Annotated in this window: 14 protein-coding genes and 1 tRNA gene; 10 read left to right on the top strand and 5 right to left on the bottom strand. The window is 70.1% G+C overall.

What is annotated here, in order from left to right:
* Nucleotides 1-291 precede the first annotated feature (291 nt).
* Nucleotides 292-368, top strand: a tRNA-Pro gene (locus ACFO6Q_RS19155).
* 163 nt (nt 369-531) lie between these two features.
* A complete protein-coding gene (pip, locus tag ACFO6Q_RS19150) occupies nt 532-1,482 on the top strand; it encodes a prolyl aminopeptidase (RefSeq protein WP_380022755.1) in 951 nt (316 codons plus the stop codon).
* Nucleotides 1,483-1,547: 65 nt separating this feature from the next.
* On the opposite strand, the gene ACFO6Q_RS19145 is transcribed toward pip, so the two are convergent.
* Together ACFO6Q_RS19145 and ACFO6Q_RS19140 are read right to left on the bottom strand one after the other, a co-directional pair.
* Complete coding sequence (locus tag ACFO6Q_RS19145) at nt 1,548-1,901, bottom strand: PsiF family protein (protein ID WP_380022754.1); 354 nt, start codon at nt 1,899-1,901, stop codon at nt 1,548-1,550.
* A 167-nt stretch (nt 1,902-2,068) separates the two neighbouring features.
* Nucleotides 2,069-3,577 carry an aminotransferase class III-fold pyridoxal phosphate-dependent enzyme gene (locus ACFO6Q_RS19140; RefSeq protein WP_380022752.1) on the bottom strand — a complete coding sequence of 503 codons (1,509 nt, stop codon included), beginning with the start codon at nt 3,575-3,577 and terminating at the stop codon, nt 2,069-2,071.
* Nucleotides 3,578-3,830: 253 nt separating this feature from the next.
* Between ACFO6Q_RS19140 and ACFO6Q_RS19135 the strand changes: the two genes are divergently transcribed.
* From ACFO6Q_RS19135 to ACFO6Q_RS19125, 3 genes are all read left to right on the top strand, one after another.
* A complete protein-coding gene (locus ACFO6Q_RS19135; protein ID WP_380022751.1) occupies nt 3,831-4,730 on the top strand; it encodes an ABC transporter ATP-binding protein in 900 nt (299 codons plus the stop codon).
* Nucleotides 4,731-4,783: 53 nt separating this feature from the next.
* A complete protein-coding gene (locus ACFO6Q_RS19130) occupies nt 4,784-5,575 on the top strand; it encodes an ABC transporter permease (RefSeq protein ID WP_380022750.1) in 792 nt (263 codons plus the stop codon).
* Nucleotides 5,576-5,713: 138 nt separating this feature from the next.
* Entirely contained in the window at nt 5,714-6,874 is a 1,161-nt protein-coding gene (locus ACFO6Q_RS19125) for a sensor histidine kinase (protein ID WP_380022748.1), read from the top strand.
* 230 nt (nt 6,875-7,104) lie between these two features.
* Here the strand turns inward: ACFO6Q_RS19125 and ACFO6Q_RS19120 are convergent, their stop codons facing one another.
* Genes ACFO6Q_RS19120 through ACFO6Q_RS19110 form a run of 3 tightly spaced genes read right to left on the bottom strand, consistent with a single transcriptional unit; the run spans nt 7,105 to nt 10,281 of the window.
* Nucleotides 7,105-8,199, bottom strand: coding sequence for a tetratricopeptide repeat-containing glycosyltransferase (locus tag ACFO6Q_RS19120; protein ID WP_380022746.1), 1,095 nt, complete (start codon nt 8,197-8,199; stop codon nt 7,105-7,107).
* Between the two features lie 4 nt (nt 8,200-8,203).
* Nucleotides 8,204-9,520, bottom strand: a complete 1,317-nt coding sequence (locus ACFO6Q_RS19115; RefSeq protein ID WP_380022744.1) for a collagen-like domain-containing protein — start codon at nt 9,518-9,520, stop codon at nt 8,204-8,206.
* Nucleotides 9,520-10,281, bottom strand: coding sequence for a hypothetical protein (locus ACFO6Q_RS19110; RefSeq protein ID WP_380022742.1), 762 nt, complete (start codon nt 10,279-10,281; stop codon nt 9,520-9,522). Before ACFO6Q_RS19110 ends, ACFO6Q_RS19115 begins: the two co-directional genes overlap by 1 nt.
* 205 nt (nt 10,282-10,486) lie before the next feature.
* Between ACFO6Q_RS19110 and ACFO6Q_RS19105 the strand changes: the two genes are divergently transcribed.
* The 5 genes from ACFO6Q_RS19105 (at nt 10,487) to yajC (ending at nt 14,455) form a co-directional block, all read left to right on the top strand.
* Complete coding sequence (locus ACFO6Q_RS19105; protein WP_380022741.1) at nt 10,487-11,089, top strand: response regulator transcription factor; 603 nt, start codon at nt 10,487-10,489, stop codon at nt 11,087-11,089.
* A 161-nt stretch (nt 11,090-11,250) separates the two neighbouring features.
* The gene (gene queA, locus ACFO6Q_RS19100) at nt 11,251-12,294 is read left to right on the top strand and encodes a tRNA preQ1(34) S-adenosylmethionine ribosyltransferase-isomerase QueA (RefSeq protein WP_380022740.1); all 1,044 of its coding nucleotides are present in this window, start codon (nt 11,251-11,253) and stop codon (nt 12,292-12,294) included.
* Between the two features lie 43 nt (nt 12,295-12,337).
* A complete protein-coding gene (locus ACFO6Q_RS19095) occupies nt 12,338-12,826 on the top strand; it encodes a hypothetical protein (protein ID WP_380022739.1) in 489 nt (162 codons plus the stop codon).
* Between the two features lie 75 nt (nt 12,827-12,901).
* Complete coding sequence (tgt, locus tag ACFO6Q_RS19090) at nt 12,902-14,017, top strand: tRNA guanosine(34) transglycosylase Tgt (RefSeq protein ID WP_380022737.1); 1,116 nt, start codon at nt 12,902-12,904, stop codon at nt 14,015-14,017.
* 105 nt (nt 14,018-14,122) lie between these two features.
* A complete protein-coding gene (gene yajC, locus ACFO6Q_RS19085) occupies nt 14,123-14,455 on the top strand; it encodes a preprotein translocase subunit YajC (RefSeq protein ID WP_291188614.1) in 333 nt (110 codons plus the stop codon).
* Nucleotides 14,456-14,495 lie beyond the last annotated feature (40 nt).

Here is a 14,495-nt window from a genome sequence, read left to right as displayed (position 1 = left end):
CGCCGCGCGCGGTGGATCGTGGCGGCGCATGGGCATGGCTCCGACGGAAGTGTGCGAAATGCCGACAGGCGATGCCGGCAAACCCTGCAGCGACAGCAGCGAATGCGAAAGCTACTGCGTCGCTCCGAAGGGAGTCGAGAAAGGGGCTGTCGTCACCGGCACCTGTCACGGGACGTTTCTTCGCCTCGGGTACTGTTTTGCCGAAGTGACCAAGGGGCATGCCGAGCAGAGTGCGTGCCGAGACTGATCCACGGGCCGCATATCTGCTACAGTTGAGAACTTCGACTACTTCGGGGCGTAGCGCAGCCTGGTAGCGCACCTGCCTGGGGGGCAGGTGGTCGTCGGTTCGAATCCGGCCGCCCCGACCATTGCTTTTGCTCGCGTCCCTGCGAGCCGCTTCGGCAGGGAAATCCCCATCCCGTGGGCTGTCTTCCTCCTGGCGGTCCAGAGCGCACGTCCCTGTGCGCACTCTTCAATAACGGCATCCGTCGTGCGACGCTTTCGCTCCGAGCCTTGCCACGGATTGCCGGAATGACCGATCGCCGCACGTTGTATCCCGATATCGAACCGTTCGACACCGGCTTCCTGCAGGTGTCGCCGCTGCATCGCCTGTACTACGAGCAGTGCGGCAATCCGGCCGGCAAGCCGGTGGTGTTCCTGCACGGCGGTCCCGGCGCCGGCTGCAATCCGAAGACGCGGCGCTTCTTCGATCCCGCGCGCTACCGCATCGTGCTGTTCGACCAGCGCGGCTGCGGACGCTCGACGCCGCACGCCGAGCTGACCGACAACACAACCTGGCATCTGGTGGCCGACATCGAGCGCCTGCGCGAGCGTCTGGGCATCGATCGCTGGCAGGTGTTCGGCGGGTCCTGGGGCTCGACCCTCGCGCTGGCGTACGCGCAGACTCATCCGGAGCGGGTGACCGAGCTCGTGCTGCGCGGCATCTTCATGCTGCGCCGCTGGGAGCTGGAGTGGTTCTACCAGCGCGGCTGCGACGCGATCTTCCCGGACGTGTGGGAACGCTACCTGGAGCCGATTCCGGCGGTCGAACGCGGCGACCTGATGAGCGCCTACCACCGCCGCCTGACCAGCCCGGACGCGGCGGTGCGGATCGAGGCCGCGCGCGCGTGGTCGACCTGGGAAGGCGCGACGAGCTTCCTGTTCCAGGACGAGACGCACATCGCCGCCACCGGCGAGGACGAGTTCGCACTCGCCTTCGCGCGCATCGAGAACCATTATTTCGTCAACGGCGGCTTCTTCGACGCCGACGACCAGCTGCTGCGCGACGCGCACCGGCTGAAACGGATTCCGGCGGTGATCGTGCAGGGGCGCTACGACGTGGTCTGTCCAATGCGCAGCGCCTGGGACCTGCACCGCGCCTGGCCGGAGGCGGACCTGCGCATCGTCGCCGACGCGGGGCATTCGGCGCTGGAACCCGGCATCACGCACGAACTGATCGAAGCGACCGACCGGTTCCGCTGAGCGCAGCGGTGCCGCAAAAGAAAGGGCCCGCGAGCGGGCCCTTTCCGTTCCTGCGAAACCGGATGTCAGTGTGCGGGCGCGGCGGTGGAATCGCTCTTGAGGCAGGTGCTCATGAAGGACTTGCGGTCGGCACCCTTCAGCGACTTGGTCTTCGCTTCGGTGCTGCAGGTCTTCATCTTCTCCTGCTGCGTCGTCTTCGCCGCCGGCGCGGCGGCGACCGTTTCGCCCTTGAGGCAGGCGCTCATGAAGGTCTTGCGCTCGGCGCCGGCCAGCGCCTTGGTCTTGGCCTCGGCGTTGCAGTCCTTCATGCGCTGCTGCTGGGGCGTCAGCGCCTTGGTGCCGTCGGCCGCGAAGGCCGCGCAGGAACCGAAAGCCAGCGCGGAAGCCAGCGCCAGCGAGAACATCGTCTTGAGCTGCATGGTGAACTCCTTCTCCGGGTGTGTCCGCTGCCGAGCGGCATCGGTGCGGCGCAGTCTACGCCCGCGTCCACGACAGGGAAGTGGCCATGCGGCGATTTTTACGAAGGGGTTGTCCGCGATTCAGGCGACGACAAGCGCCGCCCGGATGTAGGAAAACGGCGCGCCCCTCACGCGGCGGCGTGCAGCGGCTGCGACTTGCGCGGTCCTTCGACCAGTGCGCGGCGCACGCCTTCGACCAGCAGGTCGACCTCGTCGGACCGGATGCCGAAGTGCGGCGTGAAGCGCAGCGAGTTGGCGCCGCCGTGGATCACGCCGTAGCCGTGCTCGCGCATCCATTCCTCGGTGCTGCCGGCGCCGTAGCACTTGAAGTCGGCCGCCAGCTCGCACGAGAACAGCAGGCCGGTGCCCTGCACCTTGGTGATGTAACCGGGCAGGTCGGCCTTGAGCTTCTCGAGCTTGACCAGAAACTCCTTGCCGCGCGCGCGGATGTTCTCGCGCAGCTCCGGCGTGAGCGCGCCGAGCACGCTGACGCCGACGTCGAGGGCGCGCGGGTTGGCGGTCATCGTGTTGCCGTAGATGCCCTTCTTGTACAGCGCGGCGGCGCGCTCGGTGGCGGCCAGCACGGACAGCGGATACTGGCCGGCGTTGAGCGCCTTCGAGTAGGTTTCCAGGTCGGGCGCTTCGAGTGTCTCGAAGCCGGGGTAGTCGACGATCGACAGCACGCCGTGCGCGCGCAGGCCGGCCTGGATCGAGTCGATCAGCAGCAGGCTGCCGTGCGCCTTGGTCAGTTCGCGCGCAGCGGAATAGAACTCGGTGGTCAGCGCACGGCCCGGATCGCCTTCGCCCATGACCGGCTCGATGAACACCGCCTCGATGAACCAGCCGTTGCGGTCCGCATCGGCGAACACCTGCTTGAGCTGCTCCACGCTGTACGGGTCGACCGTGATCAGGCTGGTCTCGTCGCGGTAGCTGGCGAGGTTCTGCTGGTAGACCTTGCGCGAGGAGTCCGAATACAGCGCCGGACGCTCGGTGCGGCCGTGGAACGCGCCCTTGACCGCGACGCGCTTGACCGTGCGGCCGGCGTGGCGCGCGCCCGCGTCGGTCATCAGCTTGGCGTTGACGTCGACGATGCGCGCGGCCAGCGACACCGACTCGGAGCCCGAATTCAGGCACAGGAACTTCGCGTACGGGCAGCCGCCCTCGCGGTTCTGGCCGATCTCGCGCTTGAGCGCCTTGCCGAACTTCAGCTGCGACAGGTTCGGCGTCATCACGTTGGCCATCACCTGCGGCCGCGACATCACGCCGAGGATCGCCTTCGGCGCGTGGCCGAAGCCGAGCATGCCGTAGCCGCCGGCGTCGTAGATCACCGCGCCCTTCAGCGTGATCAGCCACGGGCCGTGCGCGGCCAGCGCGACGTAGGGATTGACGCCGTCTTCCGGATAGAAGTTGACGAGGTCGGCTTGCGCGGCGCGCATCTGCTCGACTTCGTCCAGATGCAGGAACTCCGGCATGCACGAGCGCAGCGCGAGGTGCGCCGCATACGCCTCGTCGATGGCCTCGACCAGCTGCGGATCGGTCTGCACGAAGCGCTCGATCGCCGCGTCGACGAGACCGCTGGTGCGGACGGCGCCGTCGAATTCGCGCATTTCCTTCAGTTTGGCCAGCATCGGATTCATTCGGAGCCTCCCGGAAAACGACCGTGCCCGCCCCCTGGCAGGTGCAGGCACGATGGGTTTAAGCCTTGATTGGAATGGAAAAATCAAGCCGCCAATGTAGCACAGCGGGTACCGCGGCGGTACCCCGCGCGGGGCGCGGCGGCGTGCGGGACCGCGCATGACATCCGTCAGGTACGGCGCCTGACGCCTGCTTCTGCCGCCGCGGCGGACCGGCGCCTAGAGTGGCTCCATCGATCCGGAGGGGAGTGGCTCCATGCTCGCGCCTGCAGCCGAACTGCGAAACGTCATCAAGCGCTACGGCGCCACCGTCGCGCTCGACAGCGTCGATCTGGTCGCGCGCAACGGCGAACTGCTGGCCCTGCTGGGGCCGAACGGCGCCGGCAAGAGCACCGCCATCGCCCTGTGGCTGGGCCTGGCGCGGCCGGACGCTGGCCGGGCGGCCCTGTTCGGCGCGGCGCCGGGGGCGATGGCCGTGCGCCGCCGCGTCGGCGTGATGCTGCAGAGCGCCGGCGTGCCGTACACGCTGAAGGTCGGCGAGCTGCTGGCGCAGATCCGCGCCGCCTATCCGGCGCCGTATCCGACCGGCGAGTGCGTGCGCCTGGCCGGCCTCGACGGCTTGCTGGACCGGCGCTACGACCGGCTTTCCGGCGGCCAGCAGCGGCGCGTGCAGTTCGCGCTGGCGATCTGCGGCCGGCCGCAGCTGCTGTTCCTCGACGAGCCGACGGTCGGGCTCGACGTCGACGCGCGCACGGCCTTGTGGCAGGCGATCCGCACCCTGGTGGCGGAAGGCTGCGCGGTGGTGCTGACCACGCACTATCTCGAGGAAGCCGAGGCGCTGGCCGACCGCGTCGCTGTCCTGGCGCAGGGACGCATCGTCGCCGCGGGCAGCGTGGCCGAGGTGCGCGCGCGCGTTTCGCAAAAGCGCATCCGCTGCGTCAGCGCGCTCGATGCGCAGCTCGTCGGCGCCTGGCCGGACGTGCGCACGGTGCGCCGCGACGGCGAGCGCATCGAGATCGTCACCGACGCTGCCGAAGCCGTCGTGCGCCAACTGCTGTTCGAGGATCCGGCGCTGGGCGAACTCGAAGTGCGGCGCGCCGGGCTGGCCGAAGCCTTCGTCGAAATCACGCGAACGGTCGCGGCGAAAGCCGCCTGAGCCGGCACCGGCGCCGACGGCGCCGGCCGCCGCGCCATCCATCGGGAGAGATCATGCACGCCATTGCCGCCACGCCGCATCCCGCCGACCGCGCGTTCGGCGCCCGGCGCTACTACCTGCTCGAGGCCCGGCACGAATTCCTGCGCCTGCTGCGCACACCGATGTTCTGCATTCCGACGCTGGCGTTTCCGGCGATGTTCTACCTGCTGCTCGGCGTGCTGCTCAATCGCGGCAGCGGCAGCGGTGCGTTCACGCCGGCCGTCTATTTCCTCGCCGGCTACGGCGTCTTCGGCGTGATGGCGCCGGGCCTGTTCGGCTTCGGCGTTTCGGTCGCGTTCGACCGCGACCAGGGCTGGCTCACCCTGCGCCGCGCGCTGCCGCTGCCGCCCGGCGCGTATCTGATCGCCAAGCTCGTCATGGCGATGCTGTTCGCGGCGCTGGTGTTCGCGCTGCTCGCCGCGATCGCCGTGTCGGTCGCCGGCGTGCGCCTGCCGGCCTCGGCCTGGGCGCTGCTGTTCGTCGTCGAGGTGCTCGGCGTGCTGCCGTTCTGCGCGATCGGGCTGTTCATCGGCAGCCTGCTCAGCGGGCAGGCCGCGCCGGCCGTGATCAACCTGATCTACCTGCCGATGTCGTTCCTGTCCGGCCTGTGGGTTCCGCTGATGATCCTGCCGGCGGTCCTGCGCGAGGCGGCGCCGCTGTGGCCGGCCTACCATCTCGGCCAGCTCGCCTATGCCGCGGTCGGCCAGCCTTCCGTCGGCCCGGTCGCCACGCACGTGGCCGTGCTGGCCGCGTTCACGCTGGTCTTTCTGGCCCTGGCGCGGCGGCGTCTGGCGCCCGCGACCTGAGAGGGGGGCGAACGTGCAAACGATCCTTCGGCGCCTTCTGCTCAGTGCGCTGTCCTTCGCGCTCGTGCTGCTCGCCGGCGCCTGGCACGCGTGAGGCGCGCGCGTATGATGCCTGCGGTCCGGCAACGCGGTGTGGCGATGGCTTCGATCGACTCCTGGTTCGCGAACCTGCGCCGGCGTCTGTCGCCGTCGCATTCGTACGAGCAGGGGCCGCCGCTGTGGAGCCTGCTCTACCTGCTGTTCCTGTTCGTCAACTGGGTGGAGTTGCCGCTACGCACCTGGCTGCCGCCGACGCTGCTCAGCATCGCGATTTTCCTGCCGTTGTACTTCCGCTTGCCCCGCTACAAGGGCACGAAGTGGTCCGCGCACATCGCGGCGATCGCGGCGCTCGGCTTCGCGCTGGCGCCGATCAACAGCTGTGCGCACACCTATCTGATCTACGCCTCCGCCTGCCTGCCGTTCGGCGGCCTGTCGTTGCGTCGCTCGATCATGGTCATTTCCGGCATGCTCGCGCTGTATGCGCTGGAGCTGTATCTCGTCGGCTATCCGCCGAAATACGTGGCGTTCATACCGACCATCACCGGCATCATCGCGGTCGCGGTGTGCGCAGCGAACCACTACCACCGCGAGAAGCACCTGCGCCAGGCGGAGCTGAAGCTCAGCCACGACGAGGTCCGCCGCCTCGCGGCGCTGGCCGAGCGCGAGCGCATCGGTCGCGACCTGCACGACCTGCTCGGCCACACGCTGTCGCTGATCACGCTGAAGTCCGAACTCGCGGCCAAGCTGTTCGAGCGCGACCCGCAGGCGGCGCGGCGCGAGATCGTCGAAGTCGAGCGTGTCGCGCGCGACGCGCTGGCGCAAGTGCGTCGTGCAGTCAGCGGCATCCGCGCCGCGGGGCTGGCGGCCGAACTCGCCTCGGCGCGGTTGCTGCTGGAGTCCTGCGACGTGCAACTCGACTACCGTCTCGGCGACGTCGTGCTGCCGCCCGAGGTGGAAACCGTGTTCGCCCTGACCGTGCGCGAGGCGATCACCAACATCCAGCGCCACGCGCAGGCGCTGAAGGCACGCGTCGAACTCGTCGCGCAAGGCGGTGAGGTGCGGCTGACCATCGAGGACGATGGCCGCGGCGGCGCGATCGAACCCGGCAACGGCCTCGCCGGCATGCGCGAACGCCTGCGCGCGCTCGGCGGGCGGCTGGACATCGAGTCCAGGCCCGGTCGCGGAACGCACCTGGTCGCGGCCTTGCCGCTGCCCGATGCGCTGTCGTCTGCCGTGCCGGTCGGCGTCGCGCTGCGTTGAGACGCGACCGGCGCTGCCTCGTCGAATGCACAATGGATTCCCGCTTTCGCGGGAATGACACCAGGGACGCAGTCCGGCGAGTCGCGCGCTGGCGTTCGCTTCCGTCGCCGCGGGCTGGTTCCGGCGATTTCCGCCTCACCGACGTCATGCCCGCGAAAGCGGGCATCCATTGACAGAAGGCACGGCGGATTGCCGCATTCGCAGGAGCGACGAGGCGTCGTTTCCCACGCCTAGCAAAGCGCGAGGTTCGCCTCGATGCGCGGCCGCTGTTCGGCCGGCAGGGCAGGGTCGGCGAGCAGCTCGCGGCACAGGGCGGCGCATTCGTCGCGGCGGCCGACGTAGAACGCGGCGACCGCGCGCTCGTCCCGTGCGCGCCAGCGGTAGACCGAGGCATCGATGAACAGCAGATCCGCGGGCGGCGCGATCTCGCTGGCGGCACGTGCGTGCAGATACGCGGCGGCGTAGCGCTGGCGCAGGCGCAGGTGGCGCGCCAGTTCGCACAGCGGTTCGGCGCGGCTCGGGCGTGCGTCGTAGGCGGCGAGGTAGGCGTCGACGATCTCGCCCGGCGGTCTTTCCAGCCGTTCGAGCAGGACGGCGATCTGGAATTTCGAGTACCACACTTCCTCTTCCCAGCCGCCCATCGCGGCGCGGCGTTCGTAGCCGGCGAGCGCGGCGGCGTTCTCGCCGGCGTCGCGCAGGCTCTGCGCGAGGTAGAACGCGTAGCGCGCGTTGTCCGGTTCCGCGGCGAGCGCGGCCTCGAGCACGCGCGCGTCGTCGAGGTACTTGTCGCGCAGCGGCCGGCGGCTGCGCGCACCGTCGGGGAAGCTGCGCACGCGCAGGCCGGGCAGCCGTGCCAGCGCCGGCGTCGGCTCGGCGGCCGGATATTCGTGCAGCACGCCCTGCCAGCGCCAGCCGGCGTCGTGGCGCAGCAGCTTCGCGCTCTGGTATTCGAACTCGACGCCGTCCAGGCGCTGGCCGAGGTAGTAGCCCGGTGCGTCGAGGCGCGCGGGAAACGACGCATCGGCATCGCGTTCGAGGATCTCGTCGGCGTCGATGATCAGCGCGTAGTCGCCGAAGCGGCGGGCGAGGTCGAGCGCCTGGTTGCGGTTGCTGGCGAAATCGACCCAGGGCCGTTCGATCAGCTCGCCGGGCAGGTCGCGCAGGCGGTCACGCACGCGCTGCTGGGTGCCGTCGGTCGAGCCGGTGTCGACGATCGCCCAGGCGCCGATGTACGCAAGCACCGATTCGAGGCAGCGGTCGATCACCGCCGCCTCGTTCTTGACGATCATGCTGAGGCAGAGCTGCCGCGCGAACGGTGCGGTCACGGGCTCATTGACAGCTGAATTCGCCGACCAGAAACGCGCTTGCGGTGTTGAAGTTGGCGGTGCCGTCGAGCTGGATCGAGACGCTGTCGCCGGCCGCCAGGGCGGTGGGGGCCGATGCGTTGCACGAGTGTTGCGCGGCGGACACCACGCAGGAGAGACCGCTGATCGGGACGCCGGGAAGCGTGGCCGCCGGTCCGGTGATCTTGTTCGCGCTGAGCGTGTACGACGAAGCCGGGTCCGCCGTGAGGCCGAATCGGATCGACGCGTTGGTGCAGGCACGGGGGATCATGAACAGACCGTAGGCTTCGCTGACGTTGGTGAGGCCGACGCCGATCAAATAGGCCCTGCCGTTGCCGAATGCGGCGCCTGGCGGCACGCGCAGCGGGATCGTGTAGCCGCCGCCCGCTCCGGTCGCGCCGGTGGCTCCGGTCACGCCTGTGGCGCCCGTCGGTCCCGTCGGCCCGGTGGTGCCGAAGCCGGTCGCGCCGGTAGCTCCCGTGGTTCCGGTCGGGCCGATCGGGCCCTGCACGCCTTCCGGTCCCATCGATCCGGCGGGGCCCACGGGGCCGGCCGGTCCGGGTGGACCCGCATCTCCCTGCGGTCCGCTCGGTCCGATGGCGCCGGTGTTGCCGGTGTTGCCGGTGGCACCTGTGACGCCGGTCGGACCGGTCGGACCGATGGCGCCGGTCACGCCGGTCACTCCGGCCAAGCCGGTCGGTCCGGTGGCGCCGATCGGTCCGGCCGGACCCGGCGCACCAGTGGCACCGGTCGCGCCGATGGCGCCCGTGGGACCGGTCAGGCCGGTCGCGCCCGTCGCTCCGGCCAAGCCGGTCGGTCCGATGGCGCCGGTGATGCCCGTCGCGCCGGTCGGTCCGGTTGCTCCTGCGGGACCGGCAGGGCCCGTCGGTCCGGTCACGCCGGTGGTCGGACCGGTGGCGCCCGTTGCGCCCGTCGCACCGGTCGGTCCGGTCACGCCGATGCCGGTCGCCCCGGTGGGGCCGATCGGGCCAGCCGGGCCGGCGGGACCAGCCGGGCCGGTGGCTCCGCCGGGCACGCCGGCGCAGCTGCCGAGCACGCCGCTGGTGGCGTCGAAGCAGACGAAGCTCTGCTGCTGCAGCGCCGCCGGCAGCGAAGGGATCAGCACCTGGCCGTTCTCGTCCACGCGCAGCCGGACGACGCTGCCGGCACTGTCGGTGACGCTGAAACCGCCGCCGGCCGGCGGCGTGACCTTGACGTCGTCGGCGCCGGCGAGGCCGCTGGCGCAGGCCAGGCCGAGCGCGACGAACAGGGTCGAGCGGCGATTCGGGATCGGGCGGATCATCAGGAGGCTCCGGCGGAAGCGAAACGGCGGAAGGCGAGCAGGGCGGCGCCCAGCAGGGTCAGTGCGAACAGGGCCAGTCCGCCCGGCGAGGAACTGGGCACGGACACGGCTTGCCCGATCGGGCCGCCGCCGTTGCCGAACCAGCCGGTGTCGTTGCCGCGGCCGCCCTGGTTGGTCTGGTTCGGTGCCAGCGCCTGGCCGATGGCGTGCACGTCGGAAACGCCGACGTTGGCGATGCTCTGCGTGCCGGACGGCAGCAGATCGAGGAAGGCGACCGAGCCGGGCTGGGTCACGTCGATCTGCACCGGCGCGCCGGTGCCGAGGATGTCCAGCTGCGCTGCGACCGACTGCGTCGAGCCGGATTCGAACCGGTAGCGCTTGCCGGTCGCGCTGACGAACGAGGCACTGGCGAACGTGGTGCTGCCGAGCAGCGCACTGTCGGCGGGGCCGTCGACGAAGCGCACGCGGCTGCTGCCGGCGGCGAGGCTGCCGCGGTTTTCCCAGTCGCCGCCGAGCTCGACGACGCCGGAGCCGAGATCGGCCTGTCCGCCGGCACCCAGGCGCAGCGAGGCAAGGTCGAGGACGGAGCCGCTGCCGAGCGTGAGCGCGCCGTCGATGCGCAGGTCCTGGGCGGCGAGGGCGGCGGCGCCGCCGTTCAAGTCCAGCCGGGAGCCGGGCGGCAGGCTGATGCCGGCTGCGGCGGCGACCGAGCCGATCAGCAGCAAGGCCGGTGTCAGTGCGACGCACGCTCGTGAACGCATCGAAGCCCCCTGTGGCGCGATCGGACGGCGGCATCGTAGTGCGCGCCGGGGGCGGCATCAACACTTTTTACACATTGCAAATTGGTGAATAGTGGCGCGGTTCGGGCGCCTGTCCGTACCGGCCCCGGAGCGCACGATTCCGCCCGGATGGCCTGCTAAAGTCCGTGCCGGCGGCCGACGCACCGGCCGCGGGAGTGGCGTGCTCGTGATTCGCGTTCTGCTGGCCGAAGATCAGGCGATGGTGCGCGGCGCCCTGTCCGCGCTGCTGGGGCTGGAGCCGGACATCGAGGTCGTCGGCAGCGCCGCCGACGGCGAGGAGGCCTGGCGCCAGCTGCAGCAGCTGCGGCCCGACCTGCTGGTGACCGACATCGAGATGCCGGGGCTGACCGGGCTCGAGCTGGCGCAGCGCGTGCAGCGCCACGAGCTGGCCTGCAAGGTCGTCATCGTGACCACCTTCGCGCGCGCCGGCTTCCTGCGCCGTGCGCTCGACGCCGGCGTCGGTGGCTATCTGCTCAAGGACGCGCCGGCCGAACAGCTCGCCGACGCGCTGCGCAAGGTGCATCGAGGCGGGCGTGCGATCGACCCGCAGCTCGCGGTCGAGGCCTGGTCGGAAGCCGATCCGCTCAACGACCGCGAACGCCAGGTGCTGCGTTACGCCGGCGAGGGGCTCACCGCCGGCGACATCGCGCAGCGCCTGAACCTGTCGCAGGGAACGGTGCGCAACTATCTCTCCGAGGCGATCGGCAAGCTCGGCGTCGGCAACCGCATCGAGGCCTACCGCCTGGCCCGGCAGAAGGGGTGGTTGTAGCGCGCCGCGCTTGCGCGATGCCCCCAGGCATCGCGCGCGGTGCGCTACAGGTGAGCCATGGATGGCGAACGGCGGCGCTCCATGGACGGCTGCTTGCGAGCTTTGGCTCTGCGAGCATCGAGCGCTCTATCATTTGCAGTCCCCAATCCCCAATCCCGGCATTGAAAAAATCCGATTTCCACTTCGACCTGCCGCCCGAGCTGATCGCCCAGGCACCGTTGCCTGCGCGCTCGGCCAGTCGTCTGCTCATCGTCGGCCCTGATGAGGCGCCGTTCGAGGATCGGCGCTTCGCCGAGCTGCCCGGACTGCTGCGCGCGGGCGATCTGCTCGTGTTCAACGACACGCGCGTGCTGCCGGCGCGCCTGTTCGGGCGCAAGGAAAGCGGCGGCGCGGTGGAAATCCTGATCGAGCGCGTGACCGGCACGCACGAAGCGCGCGCGCAGCTGGGCGTCAGCAAGAAGCCGAAGGCCGGCGGCCGCATCCTGCTGCAGGACGGCAGCATCGCCACCGTGCTCGGGCGCGACGGCGAATTCTTCCTGCTGCGCTTCGAAGGCGCCGAGCCGCTGGAAAAGCTGCTCGTCCGTCTCGGCCGCATGCCGCTGCCGCCCTACATCGCGCGTGACGCCGGGACGGCGGACGACGAGCGCTACCAGACCGTCTACGCACGCGAGGCCGGTGCCGTCGCGGCGCCGACCGCCGGCCTGCACTTCGACCAGCCGCTGCTCGACGAGCTGCGCGCGCGCGGCGTCGAATCCGGCTACGTCACCCTGCACGTCGGCGCGGGCACGTTCCAGCCGGTGCGTGCCGAGCGGCTCGAAGACCACGCGATGCACCGCGAATGGCTGAACGTCGGCGCCGGCCTGGTCGAACAGATCCGCCGCACGCGTGCGCGCGGCGGTCGCGTGATCGCGGTCGGCACGACCGTGGTGCGCGCGCTGGAATCCTCGCTGCAGCACGGCGAAGTCGCGCCGTTCGCCGGCGAGACGCAGATCTTCATCTTCCCCGGCTACCGCATCCGCAGCGTCGACGCGCTGGTGACGAACTTCCACCTGCCCGAATCGACCCTGCTGATGCTGGTGTCCGCGTTCGCCGGGCGCGAACGCGTGCTCGAGGCGTACCGGCACGCGGTCGAGCAGCGCTATCGTTTCTTCTCCTACGGCGATGCGATGCTGGTGTGGCCGACGAGGGAAGCGGCGCAGGTGTAGCATCGCGCCGGGCTCGCCGAGGAGGGGTGTCGTGAAACGGTGGATGAAGTGGAGCGCCATCGTTCTTGCCTGCGCGGTTTGCGTGGTCGGCGGCATGCTGCTCGGCGTCTGGTTGTCGTTCAAGGCATACGGCGGCCCCGTGGAACGCATCGCGTCGCAATTCGTCGACGAGGCGATGATCGTCCGGCTTGCGGCGCTGGACGGCGAGACCGCGCAAAGCAGCCAGATCGTGCGCACGCTGCTGCCATTGCTGCAATCGAACACGGCGACGATGGCGGCCATTGCGGCGGAGGGTCTGGACGCGCCGTATCCGGAACTCGTGCACCGTGCGATGCGCCAGCTCGACGCCAATCCGATCGTGCAGGCCGACGAAGGGCCATGGGCCGCAGCGGCGAAGGCGGCGCGGACCTGCATCCTGGCCTTGCCGCCCAAGGCGCACGCCTGGTCGACGTGCGTCGAGCCGGTGAAGGCGGCATGGCCGAAACCGGCCATCGAGGATCCGCGGATGTCGGAGCTGGCGAACGCGCGGTAAAGAGAGCGCATCGAGGGGCAACGGGCGCAGCAGCGCGTATCATGCGCGGCCCGCTTCAGGATCGCGCCCGTTTCCATGCAGTTCGAGCTACTTGCCTCCGACGGCGCCGCGCGCCGCGGTCGCCTGACTTTCCCGCGCGGCAGCATCGAAACACCGGCCTTCATGCCGGTCGGCACCTACGGCTCGGTCAAGGCGATGACGCCGCAGAACCTCGTCGACATCGGTGCCGAGATCATTCTCGGCAACACCTTCCACCTGTTCCTGCGGCCCGGGCTGGACGTGATCGGGGAGTTCGGCGGTCTGCACCGCTTCATCGGCTGGCATCGGCCGATCCTGACCGACTCCGGCGGCTTCCAGGTGTTCAGCCTGGCGCACAAGCGCAAGATCACCGAGGAGGGCGTCACCTTCGCCTCGCCGGTCGACGGCTCGAAGGTGTTCCTGTCGCCGGAAGTCTCGATGCGCATCCAGCGCACGCTCGATTCCGACATCGCGATGATCTTCGACGAATGCACGCCGTACCCGGCGACCGAGAAGCAGGCGCGCGATTCGATGGAGCTTTCGCTGCGCTGGGCGCTGCGCTCGCGCCGTGCGTTCGACGAACTCGGCAATCCGAACTCGCTGTTCGGCATCGTGCAGGGCGGCGTGCATGCGGATCTGCGCCGGCGCTCGGCCGAGGCGCTGGTCGGCATCGGCTTCGACGGCTACGCGATCGGCGGCCTCGCCGTCGGCGAGCCGGAGCACGAGCGCAACGCCACGCTGGAAGGCGTGGAACCGCTGCTGCCCAGGGACCGCCCGCGCTACCTGATGGGCGTGGGGCGGCCGGAGGACATCGTCGAGGCGGTGCGCCGCGGCGTGGACATGTTCGACTGCGTGATGCCCACGCGCAACGCGCGCAACGCGCACCTGTTCACGCGTCACGGCGTGCTGCGCATCCGCAACGCCAAGTACGAACGCGACACGCGTCCGCTCGACGAAGCCTGCACCTGCTACACCTGCCGCTCGGGCTTCAGCCGCGCCTACCTGCGCCATCTGGACCGCTGTGGCGAGATGCTCGGGCCGCAGCTGGCGACGATCCACAACCTGCACTACTACCAGGAACTGATGCGCGGACTGCGCGAGGCGATCGCCGGCGGAACCCTGCAGGCGTTCGTGGCGGACTTCTACGCGCAGCGCGCGTCCGGGGCCGGCTAGGGCCGCCCTGCCGAGGAGGGACGGCCCGCCGGGCCTGTGGCATACTTCGCAACCTTTTTCTAACGGCCGGCCGTTCGCGCCGGCCGCGGAATCACTGGAGACACCATGGACTTCTTCATCGCCAACGCCTATGCCCAGGCCGCCGCGCCGGGCCCCGCGCCGAACCCGCTGCTTTCCTTCCTGCCGCTGCTGATCCTGTTCGGTGTCTTCTACTTCATGCTGATCCGCCCGCAGATGAAGCGCGCGAAGGAGCAGCGCGCGATGATCGGCGCGCTGGCCAAGGGCGACGAAGTGCTGACCAACGGCGGCCTGCTCGGCCGCATCGAGGACATCGCCGAGCAGTTCGTCACGCTCGAAGTCGCGCCGAACGTGGTGGTCAAGCTGCAGAAGCAGGCGATCTCGGCGGTGCTGCCGAAGGGCACGCTGAAGTCCGCGTGATCTCCGTTTTTCCATCGCCCGCACGCCGCTCCGGACGTGC

Source organism: Dokdonella ginsengisoli, assembly GCF_042652785.1.
GTDB classification, from domain to species: domain Bacteria; phylum Pseudomonadota; class Gammaproteobacteria; order Xanthomonadales; family Rhodanobacteraceae; genus Dokdonella_A; species Dokdonella_A ginsengisoli.
Note: the sequence above shows the minus strand (reverse complement) of the source record. Positions and strands in the feature narration are given on the sequence as shown.

Coding starts and splice junctions, on each gene's coding strand:
- pip (WP_380022755.1), top strand. CDS start 532: ATGACCGATCGCCGCACGTTGTATCCCGATATCGAACCGTTCGACACC.
- ACFO6Q_RS19145 (WP_380022754.1), bottom strand. CDS start 1,901: ATGCAGCTCAAGACGATGTTCTCGCTGGCGCTGGCTTCCGCGCTGGCT.
- ACFO6Q_RS19140 (WP_380022752.1), bottom strand. CDS start 3,577: ATGAATCCGATGCTGGCCAAACTGAAGGAAATGCGCGAATTCGACGGC.
- ACFO6Q_RS19135 (WP_380022751.1), top strand. CDS start 3,831: ATGCTCGCGCCTGCAGCCGAACTGCGAAACGTCATCAAGCGCTACGGC.
- ACFO6Q_RS19130 (WP_380022750.1), top strand. CDS start 4,784: ATGCACGCCATTGCCGCCACGCCGCATCCCGCCGACCGCGCGTTCGGC.
- ACFO6Q_RS19125 (WP_380022748.1), top strand. CDS start 5,714: ATGGCTTCGATCGACTCCTGGTTCGCGAACCTGCGCCGGCGTCTGTCG.
- ACFO6Q_RS19115 (WP_380022744.1), bottom strand. CDS start 9,520: ATGATCCGCCCGATCCCGAATCGCCGCTCGACCCTGTTCGTCGCGCTC.
- ACFO6Q_RS19110 (WP_380022742.1), bottom strand. CDS start 10,281: ATGCGTTCACGAGCGTGCGTCGCACTGACACCGGCCTTGCTGCTGATC.
- ACFO6Q_RS19095 (WP_380022739.1), top strand. CDS start 12,338: ATGAAGTGGAGCGCCATCGTTCTTGCCTGCGCGGTTTGCGTGGTCGGC.
- tgt (WP_380022737.1), top strand. CDS start 12,902: ATGCAGTTCGAGCTACTTGCCTCCGACGGCGCCGCGCGCCGCGGTCGC.
- yajC (WP_291188614.1), top strand. CDS start 14,123: ATGGACTTCTTCATCGCCAACGCCTATGCCCAGGCCGCCGCGCCGGGC.